The organism is Azospirillum sp. SYSU D00513, from assembly GCF_017356015.1.
GTDB lineage: Bacteria > Pseudomonadota > Alphaproteobacteria > Azospirillales > Azospirillaceae > Azospirillum.
This window is the reverse complement of the sequence record NZ_JAFIQV010000010.1, coordinates 70,859-86,953: the sequence shown is the minus strand read 5'-3', so window position 1 is coordinate 86,953 and position 16,095 is coordinate 70,859. Positions and strand designations below refer to the sequence as shown.

Sequence of the window (16,095 nt, the reverse complement as noted above, 5' to 3'; positions counted from 1 at the left end):
TGCCTGTTCCTCCCTTTGGAATTCTTAGCGTTTGGACGCCGTGCCCCGTTGCAGCAGCACGGCGACGATGATGATGGCGCCCTGGATGGCGCCATTGAGGTAGACGCTGATCGCCCCCGTCAGGTTGAGGATGTTGTCGATCAGCGTGAGCATGACGGCACCGACCACCGTGCCCCAGACCCGGCCGTAGCCGCCCTTCAGCATGGTGCCGCCGATGATGACCGCCGCGATGGCCTCCAGCTCCCACAGCAGGCCGGTGGTGGCCGAGGCGGAGCCCAGCCGCGGCACGTAGATGACCACGGCCAGCGCGACGCACAGCCCCTGGAGCATGAAGGCCAGCAGCTTCACCCGGTCCACGTCGATGGCCGAGTAGCGCGCGACCTCCTCATTGGAGCCGATGGCGGCGCAGTATCGGCCGAAGCGCGTGCGGTACATGATCAGCGCGCCGATCAGCGCGACCACCGCGAACAGCAGGATCGGGTACGGGATGCCGAAGAGCGAGCCGTAATAGACGGGCCTGTAGACCGACCGCATGGAGGAATCCAGCGACAGCGTGCCGCCGTCGGCCAGATACGTCACCAGCGACCGGAAGATGCCCATCGTGCCGAGCGTCACGATGAAGGCCTCGATCCTCCCCTTCGTCACCAGAACGCCGTTGACCAGCCCCGCCGCGAGTCCGAGCCCGACCGCCACCAGCATGCCCAGCGCCACCACGTGCCAGCCCGGTCCCATCGCGGGGACCAGCGCGTTCATGGTGACGATGGTCACGCCGGACGCGAAGGCGGCGAGCGAGCCGACCGACAGGTCGATGCCGCCGGACGTGATCACGAAGGTGGCGCCGACCGCGATGATGCCGATGAAGGCGGTGCGGGTCAGCACGTTGAAGATGTTGCCGGGGCTGAGGAAGACCGGGTTCACCAGCGTGCCCAGCACGATCAGCCCGGCCAGTGCCAGGAACGGCCCCCAGAGCTTCAGGTCGAAGCCGGACGAACGTCTCCGGACCGCGTCAGGCATGGACGATTGCGTCATTGGACACTCCCTTGGTCCCGCCCTTCAGGCCGGTGGCGTAGCGGACGATTTCGGCTTCCTCGATGGCGTCGCCGGACAGCGTGCCGGTGACGACCCCTGAGCGCATGACGACGACCCGGTGCGACAGCCCGATGATCTCCGGCATTTCCGACGAGATCACGATGATGGAGGCGCCGCGCCGGGCAAGGTCATGCAGGAAAAGGTAGATCTGGCGCTTGGTGCCGATGTCGATGCCGCGCGTCGGCTCGTCCACGATCAGGATGGAGGGTTCGACCTGCATGGTCTTGGCGAGCAGCAGCTTCTGCTGGTTGCCGCCGCTGAGGCTGCCGACCAGCGCGTCCATGCTCTTCACGCGGATGTCGAACTCCTCCACCGCGCGCTCCAGCACCGTGGCCTCCTTGCGCTCGTCGATGAAGAAGCGCCCATAGCGGTCCAGCGCCAGCAGCGTCAGGTTCGGGCGCAGCCCTTTCCCCACCAGCAGTCCCTTGCCCTTGCGGTCCTCCGTCAGGTAGGCGATGCCGTGGGCGGCGGCGTCGCCGACGTTGCGGATGCGCACCGGCTTGCCGTCGCGGCGGATGGTCCCGGCGGTGCGGTGGCGCAGGGACAGCATGCCCTCGATCAGCTCCGACCGGCCGGCCCCGACCAGCCCGGCGAAGCCCAGGATCTCGCCCCGCCGCAGCCGGAAGGAGGCGTTCTCCACCCAGCCGGGCACGGTCAGCCCCTCCACCTCCAGCACCACCGGCGCGTCCGGCGCCAGTTCCCTCTTGGGCGGGAACATGTCGCTGAGGTCGCGCCCGACCATGAGCTGCGCGATGTCGTCCTGGCTGAGTTCGGCGGCCGGGCGGGTGGCGATGTGGCGGCCGTCGCGCAGCACGGTCACGCGGTCGGAGATCGCCTTCACCTCGTCCAGCTTGTGGGAGATGTAGACGACGCCCACCCCCTGCGCGGTCAGCCGGCGGATCAGGCGGAACAGCACCTCCGTCTCCGCCCCGGTCAGCACGGCGGTCGGCTCGTCCATGATGAGGACGCGCACGTCGCGGGAGACCGCCTTGGCGATCTCCACCATCTGGCGTTCGGAGACGGCGAGGCCGCTGACCCGCGCGTTCGGATCGACCGGGCAGTTCAGTTCGGCCAGAGCCGCCCGCGCCCGCTCGCGCATGGCCTTCTTGTCGAGGAACAAGCCCCGCCGGACCTCGCGGCCGAGCGAGATGTTCTCCTCCACCGTCATGGTCTCGGCGAGGTTGAATTCCTGGTGGATCAGGACGATGCCCAGCGCCTCGGCATCGCCGCTGCCCGAAAACTGGACCGGCTGGCCGTTCACGCGGATCGTGCCCGCGGTCGGCGGCTGGTAGCCGCCGAGTATCTTCATCAGCGTCGACTTGCCCGCGCCGTTCTCGCCCATCAGGGCGTGGACCTCGCCGGGGCGGACGTCGAAATCCACCCCGAACAGGACCTGGACCGGCCCGAAACTCTTCGCGACGCCTTCCGCCCCCAGCACGGGTTGGCTCATGGCGCGATTTCCGTCCCTGTCTCGCGGCTCTTCGGCGTCGCCGCCCGGCCGCTTGCTGCATTCATCGATTGTCGGTCTTTTTGATAGACCGTCTAACTAATGGGACGCTACCCTAGCGATCAGAGCCCGTCAACACCCCTACCGGGTGTTATGCGGTTCGGACAGACGCCGAAAGAGCGGAACAGAGGGGGATGCATGCCGCCGCGGGTCAATTCGGCCGTGATCCGGCGCCTCAACATGGTCCGGGTGTTCCATGCCCTGCGCGAGAACCCCAGCGCCTCGCAGGCGGAGCTTGGCCGGCTGACCGGGCTGGACAAGGCGACGACCTCCGCCGTGGTCACGCAGCTCCTGGAAGAGGGGCTGGTGGAACGGACGGAAACGGCGCGCACCCGGCGCATCGGCCGTCCGGAAACGGCGCTCAACATCGCGCCGTCGGCGGGGCTGCTGGTGGGAGCGCGGCTGGAGCCGGGGACCATCCGCATCGTCACGGCAACGCTGGCCGGCACGGTCATCGACCATCTGGAACTGCCCGGCAGCACGGATCTGGGAGAGGCCGTCGCCCGGCTGCGGGACGGCATCGGCCGCATCGTCGCGATGAGCGGCGCCGGCCTGCCCCTGCGCGCCATCGGAGTCGGCATACCCGGCATGATGGACCGCGACGGGCGGCTGGCGCTGGCGCCGAACTTCGGCTGGCGCGACACGGCGATCCGGCCGCTTCTGGAATCGGCGCTGCTCGAATCTGAGCTGGGCGCGCCGGTGCACATCGACAACGACACCAAGGCGGCGGCGATGGCGGAGCGTCTGTTCGGCGCCTGCCGCGAGGTGGAGGATTTCATCTACCTGACCGGCCAGTCCGGCGTCGGCGGCGCGCTGGTGCTGGGCGGGCGCTCCTACCGCGGCGCGCGCGGCTTCGCCGGCGAGGTCGGGCACCTCACCGTGGAGCCGGGCGGGCGGCTGTGCGGTTGCGGCAACCGCGGCTGCATGGAGGCCTATGTGTCCGAACTGGCGATCCTGGCTCAGGCGGCGGAGCGTGGCCGTCCCTTGCCCGACCTGTGGGCGGTGACGGCGGCGGCGCGGGACGGCGACGCGGCGATGCTCGGCCTGCTCGACGAGGTGGGCGGGCGGCTCGGCCTCGCGCTCTCCTACATCGTCAATCTGCTGAACCCCGAGCTGGTCGTGCTCGGCAGCAACCTGTCCATCGCCGCCGACTTCCTGCTGCCGCCGCTGGAACGCGCGCTGGAGCGCCACGCGCTGGAGCCGCACCGCCGCGGCCTGCGCCTGCTGGTCTCCCCGCTCGGGCCGGACGCGGTGCTCATGGGCGGCATCGCGCTCGCGATGGAGGGCTTCCTGTCCTCGCCCATGCCGGGCGCCGACATGCTGCTGGGGTAGCGGCGCCGGAGGAGAGGCGCACGCTGCTCCCCTTTCACGCCCTCCCCCGTCAGATCTTCGGCAGCAGGATCTTCATGCTGAAGCCACCGGTCGGGCGGTTGGCGGCGATCACGCGGCCGCCGACCGCCTCGATGTTGCGGCGGACGATCCACAGGCCGATGCCGAAATGGACGGCCCCGGCCTGCCCCGCCGCCACCTCGTCCTCCGGGATGCCCCGGCCCGGCTCGCGCTGGGAGAAGTAGCGCTCGAAGATGCGCGGCAGGTTGGCGGGATCGACGCCCGGCCCCTCGTCCTCGACCGTCAGTTCGGCCCAGGTGCCGCTGCGCGCCAGCCGGATGGAGACGGTGCCGTCGTCCGGCGAGAAGCTGACGGCGTTCTCCACCAGGTTCTCTATGACGGTTTCCAGAATGTCCTCGCTCGCCCGCACCACCAGCCCGGTCTCGATGCTGGATCGCATGTGCAGGTGCCGCTCCGACAGCAGGCCGGTGTAGCCGTTCGCCATGCGCTCGACCAGGCCGGACAGGTCCACCTTGCGGCGCGGCGGGGCGAGCAGGTCGGCGACCGCCTCGTCCATGCGGCGGGTCGAGGAGACGAGCCCGTCGAGCTTGTCCACCGACTTCTCGATCATGGTGAGCGCCCGCTGGCAGCGGTTGTCGGCCTCCGGCAGGGAGCGGCGCAGGGGCTCCACCGACTGGCGGATGACGGCGATCGGCGTCTTGAAGGCGTGGGCGTTGTCCTCCGCCGCGCGGCGGAGCGACTTGGCGCTGTCGCGCAGCGTGTCGACCAGCCGGTCGAAATCCTCGGCGACGCCGGCCAGCTCGGGCACGGTGTTCTGCGCCGCGAAGGAGCCGTGGGCCTCGCCGCCGTCGCCGCTGATGATGTCGCGGGCGAGGTCGCGGAAGCGATGGAGGTTGCGCCACACGCCGATCAGCACCGCCAGCACCAGCGCCGCCATGCCGATGTAGATCAGTGCGGCGGCCTGCACCACCGGTGTGCGCCAGTAGGGTCGGCCGAGCGAGGAGGCGATGTAGCCGTCGGTGCCGTGGCTGGTCACCAGCGCCCAGCAGCCGAAATCCGTGTTGAGCGGGGTGATGGAGGACAGAACCTCCACCTTGCCGGAGGGGCGCGGCACGCGGATGGCGAGCGGCGCGTTGCCGGCGCAGGAGGCGCCCAGCCGCTCCAGCACGCCCTGCTCCAGCAGCTGGGCGCGTTCGAAGGCGAGGTCCTCGTTCGGCACGGCCGGTGCCGCCGCCACGTAGAAGAAGCCGTCGCCGCCGGACATGGCGTGCGGACGGACCAGAAGCTTAAGCCGGGTCCGCTCGTCCGCGAAACGGGCGAGGTCGGCGCTGAGCTGCGGCAGGGCCTGGCGGTTGGCGCGCGCCAGCTCCGGCTGGAGGGCGCGCGCGATCAGCTTGCCCTGCTGCTGCGCGCTTTGCAGCAGCAGGGTCTGGTTGACCTCGTCGGCACGGCGGAACTGGTCGTAGATCATGACCGGAACCGCCAGGAAGACGATGGTCAGCAGCGCCAGCCGGGTCGCCAGCGAACGCCACAGCCAACGGACCGGGCGGGCTGACGCGACCGGGCGGGCCGGCGCCTCACTCGGCAGCAGCGCCATTGAGCATCACATCGTCATTGTCCTGCCGCGCGCGGCCGGCGTCCTGGCCGCCGGCGCCGTTGCCCCAGCGGTAGCCGAAGCCCGGATAGTTCTCGATGCAGTCGAAATCGGCATCGACGGCGCGGAACTTCTGGCGGATGCGCTTGATGAAGGCGCGGACGTTGGCGCGGTAGCCCGACGGGCCGTAGCCGGCCATGAAGCCCTTGCCATGCACGAGGTCGTAGATCTCGCGGTAGGAGACGTCCTCGTCGGGCCGAGTCGCCATCAGCTTGACGATGTTGAACTCGGTCAGCGTCAGGTCTATGCGGTCGCCGCTCCAGAAGGCGCGGCTGTTCTCCAGGCGAAGCTCCAGCTTGCCGAGCGTGTGGACGCCCAGGACCGACGCCTGCGCCTGGGCCTGGGTCTCGGCCTCCGCCTCCTCGGCGGCACCCTTGGTGCCCCCGACGATGAGCTGCATGCGCTTCAGCAGAATCGGCAGGCTGCGCGACTTCTCGACGAAGTCGAGCGCGCCGCCGGCCAGTGCCGCCTCTTCATAGATCTGATCCGACAGGACGGTCAGGAAGATCACCGGCAGCTCGATGCCGCGCGACCGCATCTGACGCAGAACGTCGATGCCGTCCAGCTTCGGCATGCGCCAGTCGAGCAGGACGATGTCGACTTGGCCGCCCTGGGCGAAGAAGTCGAGGGCCGGTTCGCCCCGGTCGAAGGAAATGACCTCGTAGCCCTCGTCGGCCAGGTTGAGGCCGAGGGACTCGCGGAACAGGTCGTCGTCGTCGACGAGGGCCACGCGGGCGATCGGTGCATCAGTCATGGCTGGCATCCCAGGCTTGAGCAAGGAGTTGGGCGAAGCATCGGCTATCGGCGTCAGGGACATTGTCGCTGCTCTTCATGTCGTAGGAGAGGGCTCGAAAGTCCTGGGAGGACGTCATGTCCATGAAGAAGTACACCTTGAGCGTGCAATCGCCCTTGGCGTAGCGCCAGACCTTTGACGGCGGCGCCTCTTCCGTCGAGGCGGGGGACCCCAGGAGACGGCGGGTCTGGTTCTGATCCAATCCGACCAGTGCGTTCGGATCGGCCTTTCCGCCGGGTGACGCCTCCGGTGGCAAGGCCGCCAGATGCGTCTGCGTGGTGGGAACCGCGTCCTCCGCCTTCTTGGCGGTGACGACGGCGTTCGACCGCTGCGCGGGCTTGGGCTTGGGCACCGGGGGCGCCATCGCCAGGCCTTTCGCGGTCTCGGTCTGGATCGAGCCCTGGTCCGAGTTGATCGTCGTGCCGGGGCACCCCGTCAGCAGGAGAACCGCCAGGACCAGACCCGCGCGGCCGCGCCGGCCGTCGGCCTTGGCGTCGGCTGCATCGCGCACGGAAGCCGTCATGGTCATTGTGCGGGCCTTTCAACGTCATTCAGAACGAAATCGGGCCGATCGGGGTGGTTCGATGCCGTGCCTTGCGGCCCCACATTTTCCCCCTGCCGGTGAGGCCAAAATCAGACGAGGCTGGTTAATGCCACGTTAAACGCACATCAATTACCCCCTTTTTGCGAGGGCTCGGCGCGTTTCTTCTCGGATTCCGCCAAGCCGCAGCCAAGGCAAGCGGGGCGGAGACTAGGATAAGTTCATCTCCCCCAAAGCAAAGCAACCTGCGGAACCCAGTATAGCCCCCGAACGCGTCAAAGCTGTGGCAGGAATCGGATCGCCGCATGGCGGGCGTGGGGCACCTCCTCCGACCGGGGCGGGCACGGCAGCGGCCGGCGCGCCGTCATCGCGGCGGCGGCCCGTCCCGGCCCCCCGCAACTCCACATTGACATCGCATGCCGGCTTTCGGGCAACCGGAACCCGGACGCCCTCAGGGTTGTTCTATCGACAGTCATCGGACGCCGCCGTGCGCGGCGGGTGCCGCATGCCGCGGAACCAGCGGACCGAACCGGCACTACGTGCCCCGGCACAGGGTTTCAGAGCACACCGGGCCAGAGAACACCGAGCCAGAGAACACCGAGGAGGAACCAAAATGGCAGACCGCGACACGTCGGGCACCGGCGAAACGAACAAGGGATCGGAACCGATGGGCAAGGCACGCGAATACAAGGATCAGGTGACCAGCGGCATCAACCAGGCGCAGCAGCAGGCGATGGACGCCGGCCGCGAGCAGGTCGGCGCCGCGCAGACCCGCATCCGCTCGCTTCTGGAGCAGCAGACGCACCGCGCCGCCGACCAGCTCGGCAGCGTCGCCGACGCGCTGCACGTGGCGGCCGACCAGCTCGCCAAGGAGAACAACGGCGCCGCCGCCCACTACGCCGACCAGGCCGCCAGCCGGGTCGAGCAGGTCGCGGACATGCTCCGCGATTCGACGATGGACGACATCGTCGGCCAGGTCGAGGGCTTCGCCCGCCGGCAGCCGGAGGTCTTCATCGGCGCCGCCTTCGCCGTCGGCTTCCTGTTCTCGCGCTTCATCAAGTCCTCCGGCGAGCGCCGGATGCAGAACAGCTACGGCTCGGGCGTGCGCCGGGGGCAGAACAGCTACGACACGGGCTCCCAGACCGTGCGCAACGGCGGCTACGGCCTGCACGACTATGACAGCCACGGCTACACCGAGTCGGGCGCCCGGGCCTTCGCCACGGGCACCCGCGCGCGGGGCACCGGCACGGGCACCGCGGCGGGCGGCCGCGAGATGTCGGAAGGCGTCGCGGCGAGCCGCGGCACCGGCACTCACGGCGGCACTCACATGGGCACCGGCGGTGTCGGCGGTGGGATGGGCGGCGGCGCGCGCATGAACAGCGCCACCGCCGCGACCGCCAGCGCGCGCAGCCAGGACGCCGCCGGGCTGATGGCCGGCACCGCCCCGACCCCGAAGGCGGCCGAATCCGTCGCCAAGCCGGCGGGCACCGTTCCCGGCGCCACCCTGAACTCCTCGCCGGCCACCGGCGGCAAGCCGCAGGGGACCACCCCATGAGCGCCGCCGAAGACCGCTCCTACGACACCCGGCAGGATCGGCCGATCTCCGGGCTCTTCGCCGACCTCGCGCGCGAGACCACCAACCTCGCGCGGACCGAGATCGAACTGGCCAAGGCCGAGATGACCGAGAAGGTCGGCCAGGCCGCCGGCGGCGTCGCCTTCCTCGCGGTGGGCGGCTTCATCGCCTACGCCGGGCTGCTGGTCCTGCTGGCGGCGGCGGTTCTGGGGCTGGCGCTCTACGTCCAGCCATGGCTGGCGGCGCTCATCGTCGGCGCCGTCGTGCTCGTCATCGGCGGCGTGCTGCTGATGATGGGCAAGAGCCGCCTGTCGGCCAACAACCTGCAGCCCAAGCGCACCATGGAAACGTTGCGCGACGACAAGCGCTGGGCTCGTTCCCAGCTCGCCCGGTGAACACGGCCATGAGCCGCGGCCATGACGGCGGGCGGGGCGACGGACCGGGCGACGACCGGGGCACCCGCGACTACGACGCCATGCAACGCGACATCCGCACCAGCCAGGAGCGGATCACCGAAACCCTCGGGGCGCTGGAGCGGAAACTCTCCCGGCTCGCGCCCCGGCACCTGAAGGAGCAGATGATGGAACGCATGCACACGAATCCGGGCGGCCGCACCGCCCACAGCAGCACCAGCCATTTCGACGCCGGGCATGACGACTCCTCCCATGGCGGCTACGGCAGCCGCGCCAAGGGGGGCATGGCCTCCATCGGCGACACCATGCGCAGCCACCCGGTCCCGCTCGCCATGATCGGCATCGGGCTGGGCTGGCTCGCCCTGACCGGCAGCGGCTATGACCGCAAGCTCGCCCGCAGCGGCGCCGTCCGCTCGGTCCGCGGCCGCGTCGGCGACGCGACCGGCTACGCCCGCCAGGCCTTCTCCAGCGCCGGCGAGCATGTCAGCGACGCCGTCGGCAGCGCGACGCAGCGCGTCCGCGGCTCTTCTTCCTCCAGCCACGGTGCCGGCCAGACCACGGGCATGTATGCCGGCGGCGCACAGTCCAGCCGCAGCACCGCCATGTCCGGCCAGCGCGCCAAGGGCATGGCCAGCAGCTTCTGGGACATGGTCGAGGACCATCCGCTGGTCGCCGGCGTGATGGGGCTGACGCTGGGCGCCGCACTCGGCGCCAGCATCCCCTCCACCCGATACGAGAACGAGTGGATCGGCGACTACGCCGACGAGGCGACCGAGCGCGCCAAGAGCATGGCGCACGATTATGTGGACCGCGGCACCCGCGCCGCCCGTGCCGCGCTGGAAACCGCCCAGGAGGAGCTGGGTGACGCGATGGGCACGGCCAGGAACGCCGCCTCCGAGGCGGTCCAGGCCGCCAAGGAAGAAGCATCCAAGCCCTCCTGAGCCCCGCCTGCGGGCGTCTTGCCCGCCATCTGACAGCAGCCCTCGCCCCGCGGTCCGCCGCGGGGTTTTTTCTTTCCCAGCTTCCCGTGCCCGGCGGTGCCGGATTCATGCCCGGAAGGCCGGTCTGCCGCGCGATGAGCGCCCTTGCCGCCTCTTTTGCGATGGTTTACGACCTTCGGCGAAAAGCGGCCCCGGTTTCGCTTGACATTAGGCGGAGCCACGCCACCTATACCGTACCAATTTGGTCCTGTATGGGAGCCGCCATGATCCGGCTGAGCAAGCTGACCGATTATGCCATCGTCGTGATGAGCGACATGGCGCGCCAGGCGGGCACGGTTCACACCGTCGCCCAGATCGCCGAGCGCACCGGCGTGCCCGCTCCGACGGTCGCCAAGCTGATGAAGTCGCTGACGCCCTCCGGGCTCGCGGTTTCGCACCGGGGGGCCGCCGGCGGCTACGCGCTGAGCCGGACGGCCGAGGCGATCTCCATCGCCGAGATCGTGACGGCGCTGGAAGGACCGATCGCGCTGACCGCCTGCGTGGACGGCGCCGACAGCCAATGCGACGTGGAGAGGCTCTGCCCCATGCGCGGCGGCTGGGAAAAGGTCAACAGCGCCATCCGCGGCGCCCTGGAGCAGGTGTCGCTCGCCGACATGATGGCGCCGGCCTGGGGCATGCCGAGGGCCGCGCCGGCCGCCGAGGCGGCCGTTTCCGGCACGGCCGGCAGAACACCCCAACACGCCGCCTGACAGGGCGCGCACCACCGACGAACGCATCTACCGCAAGGGACGAAAGACCATGGCTGGCACGCCGGAAACCATCGAACAGGTCCGCGCCGTCACGGAGCAGAAGTACAAGTACGGCTTCACCACGGACATCGAGTCCGACATGGCGCCGAAGGGCCTCAACGAGGACACCGTGCGCTTCATCTCCGCCAAGAAGGAGGAGCCTGAATGGCTGCTCGAATGGCGCCTGAAGGCGTTCCGCGCCTGGCAGGGGATGGAGGAGCCGCACTGGCCCAAGCTGAACTACGGCCCGATCGACTACCAGGACGCCCACTATTACGCGGCGCCCAAGCAGAAGAACAAGCCGAAGTCGCTCGACGAGGTCGATCCCGAGCTGCTGAAGACCTACGAGAAGCTGGGCATCCCCCTGCGCGAGCAGGAAATCCTGGCCGGCGTCGAGGGGTCGGAGGGCAAGAGCCCGGCCATCGCCGTGGACGCCGTGTTCGACAGCGTGTCGGTCGCGACCACCTTCCGCGCCAAGCTGGAGGAGATGGGCATCATCTTCTGCGCGATCTCCGAAGCCGTGCACAAGTGCCCGGAGCTCGTTCAGAAGTATCTCGGTTCGGTCGTTCCCTACACCGACAACTACTTCGCGACGCTGAACTCAGCGGTCTTCACGGACGGCAGCTTCGTCTACATCCCCAAGGGCGTGCGCTGCCCGATGGAGCTGTCCACCTATTTCCGCATCAACCAGGCCAACACCGGCCAGTTCGAGCGGACGCTGATCATCGCCGACGAGGGCTCCTACGTCAGCTACCTCGAGGGCTGCACCGCACCCCAGCGCGACGAGAACCAGCTCCACGCGGCCGTCGTCGAGCTGGTGGCGTTGGATGACGCCACCATCAAGTACTCGACGGTCCAGAACTGGTATCCGGGCAACGAGGAAGGTGTCGGCGGCATCTACAACTTCGTGACCAAGCGCGGCGCCTGCCGCGGCAAGAACTCCAAGATCTCCTGGACGCAGGTGGAGACGGGTTCGGCGATCACCTGGAAGTATCCGAGCTGCATCCTGCAGGGCGACAATTCGGTGGGCGAGTTCTATTCGGTCGCCATCACCAATAACCGCCAGCAGGCCGACACCGGCACCAAGATGATCCACATCGGCAAGAACACCCGCTCGACCATCGTGTCGAAGGGCATCTCCGCCGGCCGCGCCGACCAGACCTACCGCGGCCTGGTGAAGATCCTGCCGAAGGCCGAGGGTGCGCGCAACCACACCCAGTGCGACAGCCTGCTGATCGGCGACCAGTGCGGTGCCCACACGGTTCCCTACATCGAGAACCGCAACCGCTCCGCCCGCGTCGAGCACGAGGCGACCACCGCCAAGATCAGCGAGGACCAGCTCTTCTACTGCCGCCAGCGCGGCCTGTCGGCGGAAGACGCGGTGTCCCTGATCGTCAACGGCTTCTGCAAGGAGGTCCTGAAGGAACTCCCCATGGAATTCGCCGTGGAAGCCCAAAAGCTCGTGGGCATCAGCCTCGAAGGCAGCGTCGGCTGACCGGCCGCAGGACAGTGTGAAGGAAGAAGACAGATGATCGAGATCAAGAATCTGCACGCCACGGTGGACGGCAAGGAAATCCTGCGGGGCATCGACCTGACGATCCGCCCGGGCGAGGTGCACGCCATCATGGGGCCGAACGGCGCCGGCAAGAGCACCCTGTCCTACCTGCTGGCGGGGCGTGAGGGCTACGAGATCACCGAGGGCTCGGTGACCTACTACGGCAAGGACCTGCTGGAGATGGAGCCGGAGGAGCGCGCCGCCGAGGGCGTGTTCCTGGCCTTCCAGTATCCGGTGGAGATCCCCGGCGTCGCCAACACGACCTTCCTGAAGGTGGCGCTCAACGCGCTCCGCAAGCATCGCGGCGAGAAGGAGCTGGATGCCATGCAGTTCCTGAAGCTGGTCCGCGAGAAGACCAAGGCGCTGGGCATGAGCGACGACATGCTGAAGCGCGCGGTCAACGTCGGCTTCTCCGGCGGCGAGAAGAAGCGCAACGAGTCGCTTCAGATGGCCGTGCTGGAGCCGAAGTTCGCCATCCTCGACGAGACGGACAGCGGCCTGGACATCGACGCCCTGCGCATCGTGGCGGAAGGCGTGAACGCGCTCCGCTCGCCGGAGCGCTCCATGCTGGTCATCACCCACTACCAGCGTCTGCTCGACTACATCGTTCCCGACCATGTCCATGTGCTGGCGGCCGGCCGCATCGTCCGTTCGGGCGGCAAGGAGCTGGCGGTGGAGCTGGAGAAGAACGGTTACCGGGATTTCGGCGCGAACGAGGCGGCCTGAAGCCATGACGACTACCTTTTCCGCTCGGGGTGCGGCACCGGAAACGGCGCGCCCCTACATCGAGCAGTTCGACCGGCTGCAGGGCGAGTTGCCCGGCGCCGGGCTGGCCTGGCTGGCCGAGCTGCGCCGCCAGGGCCGCGACCGTTTCGCCGAGATCGGCTTTCCGACCGTGCGCAACGAGACCTGGAAGTACACCAACCTTCGGGCGCTCGATAAGCTGAGCTTCGAGCCGGCCTCCCCCACCCCGCGCGCCGGCATCGACACGCTGCCGACCGTGCGGCCAGCGGGCGCGCAGGGCCCCCGGCTGGTCTTCATCGACGGGCGCTTCCACGCCGAGCTTTCGTCCACCGCCGGCCTGCCGGAAGGCGTGGAGCTGCTGAGCCTCGCCGACGCGCTGCGCACGAAGCCGGACTTCGTCGCCGAGCATCTCGGCCGCCTCGCCCAGCCGGACGACCTGCCGCTGGTGGCGCTGAACACCGCCTTCCTGACGGACGGCCCGCTGCTGCACGTGCCGCAGGGCGTCGCTGTCGAGCAGCCGGTCGAGATCGTCCACGTCACGCTGGCGGGCGACCGCCCGTCCGCCGTCCACCCGCGCACGCTGATCGTCGCCGGGACGGGCGCGCGGGTGACCGTGGTCGAGCACCATGTCGGCTTCGGCACGGGTGCGGACCTGGCCAACCATGTGGCGGAGGTCTTCGTCGCCGACGAGGCGACGGTGCGCCACTACAAGGTCCAGCGCGAGGGGACGGAGAGCTTCCACTTCTCGCACGCGGCGGCCACGGTCGGCACCAACGGCCATTACGACAACTTCATCCTGACCACCGGCGCCCGGCTGTCCCGCAACGAGGTGCGCAGCACCCTCGCCGGCACCGACAGCTCGACCCATGTCAGCGGCGCCTACATGGTGCGCGGCGGCCAGCACTGCGACACCAGCACCTTCATCGACCACGCCCAGCCGAACGGCACCAGCCGCGAGGTCTACAAGGGCGCCATCGACGACACGGCTCGGGCGGTGTTCCAGGGCAAGATACTGGTGCGTCCGGGCGCGCAGAAGACCGACGGCTACCAGATCAACCGCGCCCTGCTGCTCTCGGACAACGCCGAGATCGACAGCAAGCCGGAGCTGGAGATCTACGCCGACGACGTGAAGTGCAGCCACGGCGCCACCATCGGCGAGCTGGACGAGGACGCGCTCTTCTACATGCGCGCCCGCGGCATCGAGAAGGACCAGGCGCGCAGCCTGCTGATCGGCGCCTTCCTGGCCGAGGCCATCGAGGAGATCGCCGACGAGACGGTGCGCGAGGCGTTCCAGGAGATCGCCTCCGGCTGGATGGCGTCGCGGTAAGAAAGCCCGGCCCGGAAGAGAGCCGGCAGGAGAGGACGAGATGGTGGAACTGACCCGCACCCGTGACAGCGACGCGCTTTCCTACGACGTGGAACGCGTGCGCGCGGATTTCCCCGTGCTGTCGCGGCTGGTGCATGAGCGCAAGGGCAAGCCCGGCAAGCCGCTGGTCTATCTCGACAGCGGCGCCAGCGCCCACAAGCCGCGCCAGGTGATCGAGGCGATGAGCCGCTTCATGGAGGAGGACTACTCCAACATCCATCGCGGCGTGCATTTCCTGTCGCAGCGGGCGACCGACCGGTTCGACGCCGTGCGGGGCAAGGTGGCGCGTTTCCTGAACGCGCCGTCGGACAACACCATCGTCTTCACCCGCAGCGCCACCGAGGCGATCAACCTCGTCGCCTCCAGCTACGGCCGGACCTTCCTGAAGGAAGGCGACGAGGTCATCCTGTCGGTCATGGAGCACCACGCGAACATCGTTCCGTGGCAGCTCCTCCAGGCCGAGAAGGGCATCGTCATCAAGGTCGTGCCGGTGGACGACGAGGGCGTCTTCGACCTCGACGCCTACGCCGGCCTGCTGTCGGACCGCACGAAGTTCGTGGCGATCACCCACTGCTCCAACGTGCTGGGCACGGTGACCCCGGCCCGGGAGATCGCCCGGCTGGCCCACGAGCGCGGCGTGCCGGTGCTGTTCGACGGCAGCCAGGCGGTGGTGCACCGTCCGGTGGACGTGCAGGAGATCGACGCGGACTTCTACGTCTTCACGGTCCACAAGCTGTACGGCCCGACCGGTCTCGGCGTGCTCTACGGCAAGTACGAGCTGCTGAAGAAGATGCCCCCCTACCAAGGCGGCGGCGACATGATCGAGGCGGTCAGCTTCGAGGGCACGACCTTCAAGCTGCCCCCCACCCGGTTCGAGGCGGGCACCCCGCCGATCACCGAGGTGATCGGGCTGGGTGCCGCCATCGACTATGTCGAGAGCCTGGGCCGCGAGGCGATCGCCGCGCATGAGGACGACCTGCTGAAATACGCCACCCAGCAGCTCTCCCAGCTCGAGGGCTTGCGCATCCTGGGCACCGCGCCGGGCAAGGGGCCGATCATCTCCTTCACGCTGGACGGCGTGCACCCGCACGACATCGGCACCATCGTGGACCAGTATGGCGTGGCCATCCGCGTCGGCCGTCACTGCGCGGAGCCCCTGGGCGAACGTTTCGGGGTGGGTGCTTCGGCGCGCGCCTCCTTCGGGCTGTACAACACCCGCGCCGAGGTGGACGCGCTCGTCTCCTCGGTCAGGGCGGTGAAGGAGTTCTTCGGAGCATGATGGACGAACTGCGCGAGCTGTATCAGGAAGTCATTCTGGATCACGGCAAGAACCCCCGGAACTTCCGCCATCCGGAGGACGCCAACCGCGAGGCCAAGGGCGAGAACCCCATGTGCGGGGACCGCTTCATGGTCTACCTGAAACTGAAGGACGGGGTGGTCGAGGACGTGGCCTTCCAGGGCCGCGGCTGCGCCATCTCCACCGCCAGCGCCTCCATGATGACGGAGGTCGTGCGCGGCAAGACGGAGGCCGACGCGAAGGCGCTCTTCGAGACCTTCCACGACCTCTGCACCAAGGAAGACCACGAGCACGGCGACCACGGGCCGGTGGACGAGGAGGCCATGGAGCGCCTCCAGGTGCTGGCCGGGGTGCGCCAGTTCCCCGTCCGCGTCAAGTGCGCCACGCTCGCCTGGCACGCCATGAGCGCCGCCATCGACGGCGAGGACAAGGCGTCCAGCGAGACCAAGGACTGAGCCCTCGGGGCCGAGAACGAGACAACCGC

15 protein-coding genes are annotated in these 16,095 nt (G+C 68.9%); 10 read left to right on the top strand and 5 right to left on the bottom strand.

The genetic code is table 11. From position 1 onward, the window contains the following. Positions 1-24: 24 nt before the first annotated feature. Both JUB11_RS09850 and JUB11_RS09845 read right to left on the bottom strand, forming a co-directional pair. Positions 25-1,014 (bottom strand): ABC transporter permease, encoded by a 990-nt coding sequence (locus JUB11_RS09850; RefSeq protein WP_247886959.1) that lies wholly within the window; start codon positions 1,012-1,014, stop codon positions 25-27. Beyond that, positions 1,007-2,539, bottom strand: coding sequence for a sugar ABC transporter ATP-binding protein (locus JUB11_RS09845; protein ID WP_207458353.1), 1,533 nt, complete (start codon positions 2,537-2,539; stop codon positions 1,007-1,009). The genes JUB11_RS09850 and JUB11_RS09845 overlap by 8 nt, the downstream gene beginning before the upstream one ends. 195 nt (positions 2,540-2,734) lie before the next feature. On the opposite strand from JUB11_RS09845, the gene JUB11_RS09840 reads away from it, so the two are divergent. Continuing rightward, on the top strand, positions 2,735-3,928 hold the full coding sequence (locus JUB11_RS09840; protein WP_207458352.1) for an ROK family transcriptional regulator: 1,194 nt from the start codon (positions 2,735-2,737) through the stop codon (positions 3,926-3,928). 49 nt (positions 3,929-3,977) lie between these two features. On the opposite strand, the gene JUB11_RS09835 is transcribed toward JUB11_RS09840, so the two are convergent. The 3 genes from JUB11_RS09835 to JUB11_RS09825 are packed head-to-tail and all read right to left on the bottom strand — an operon-like array spanning position 3,978 to position 6,922. Continuing rightward, a complete protein-coding gene (locus JUB11_RS09835; protein ID WP_207458351.1) occupies positions 3,978-5,543 on the bottom strand; it encodes a HAMP domain-containing sensor histidine kinase in 1,566 nt (521 codons plus the stop codon). Further along, positions 5,524-6,363 carry a response regulator transcription factor gene (locus JUB11_RS09830; RefSeq protein ID WP_247886958.1) on the bottom strand — a complete coding sequence of 280 codons (840 nt, stop codon included), beginning with the start codon at positions 6,361-6,363 and terminating at the stop codon, positions 5,524-5,526. The genes JUB11_RS09835 and JUB11_RS09830 overlap by 20 nt, the downstream gene beginning before the upstream one ends. Continuing rightward, the gene (locus JUB11_RS09825; protein ID WP_247886957.1) at positions 6,347-6,922 is read right to left on the bottom strand and encodes a hypothetical protein; all 576 of its coding nucleotides are present in this window, start codon (positions 6,920-6,922) and stop codon (positions 6,347-6,349) included. The genes JUB11_RS09830 and JUB11_RS09825 overlap by 17 nt, the downstream gene beginning before the upstream one ends. 625 nt (positions 6,923-7,547) lie before the next feature. Here JUB11_RS09825 and JUB11_RS09820 point away from each other — a divergent pair. The 9 genes from JUB11_RS09820 to sufU all read left to right on the top strand — a co-directional run bounded on the left by JUB11_RS09820 (position 7,548) and on the right by sufU (position 16,066). After that, complete coding sequence (locus JUB11_RS09820) at positions 7,548-8,489, top strand: hypothetical protein (protein ID WP_207458349.1); 942 nt, start codon at positions 7,548-7,550, stop codon at positions 8,487-8,489. Continuing rightward, positions 8,486-8,902: a phage holin family protein gene (locus JUB11_RS09815; RefSeq protein WP_207458348.1), complete on the top strand. Its 417-nt coding sequence runs from the start codon at positions 8,486-8,488 to the stop codon at positions 8,900-8,902. The genes JUB11_RS09820 and JUB11_RS09815 overlap by 4 nt, the downstream gene beginning before the upstream one ends. 8 nt (positions 8,903-8,910) lie before the next feature. After that, complete coding sequence (locus JUB11_RS09810) at positions 8,911-9,861, top strand: hypothetical protein (RefSeq protein WP_207458347.1); 951 nt, start codon at positions 8,911-8,913, stop codon at positions 9,859-9,861. 263 nt (positions 9,862-10,124) lie between these two features. Continuing rightward, entirely contained in the window at positions 10,125-10,610 is a 486-nt protein-coding gene (locus tag JUB11_RS09805; RefSeq protein WP_207458346.1) for an SUF system Fe-S cluster assembly regulator, read from the top strand. Positions 10,611-10,659: 49 nt separating this feature from the next. Next, positions 10,660-12,144 (top strand): Fe-S cluster assembly protein SufB, encoded by a 1,485-nt coding sequence (sufB, locus tag JUB11_RS09800; RefSeq protein WP_207458345.1) that lies wholly within the window; start codon positions 10,660-10,662, stop codon positions 12,142-12,144. A gap of 33 nt (positions 12,145-12,177) precedes the next feature. Continuing rightward, complete coding sequence (gene sufC / locus JUB11_RS09795; RefSeq protein ID WP_207458344.1) at positions 12,178-12,930, top strand: Fe-S cluster assembly ATPase SufC; 753 nt, start codon at positions 12,178-12,180, stop codon at positions 12,928-12,930. Between the two features lie 4 nt (positions 12,931-12,934). Continuing rightward, entirely contained in the window at positions 12,935-14,275 is a 1,341-nt protein-coding gene (gene sufD, locus JUB11_RS09790) for a Fe-S cluster assembly protein SufD (protein ID WP_207458343.1), read from the top strand. Between the two features lie 40 nt (positions 14,276-14,315). Next, complete coding sequence (locus JUB11_RS09785) at positions 14,316-15,593, top strand: cysteine desulfurase (RefSeq protein WP_207458342.1); 1,278 nt, start codon at positions 14,316-14,318, stop codon at positions 15,591-15,593. After that, positions 15,590-16,066, top strand: coding sequence for a Fe-S cluster assembly sulfur transfer protein SufU (sufU, locus tag JUB11_RS09780; RefSeq protein ID WP_207458341.1), 477 nt, complete (start codon positions 15,590-15,592; stop codon positions 16,064-16,066). Before JUB11_RS09785 ends, sufU begins: the two co-directional genes overlap by 4 nt. Positions 16,067-16,095: the final 29 nt, after the last annotated feature.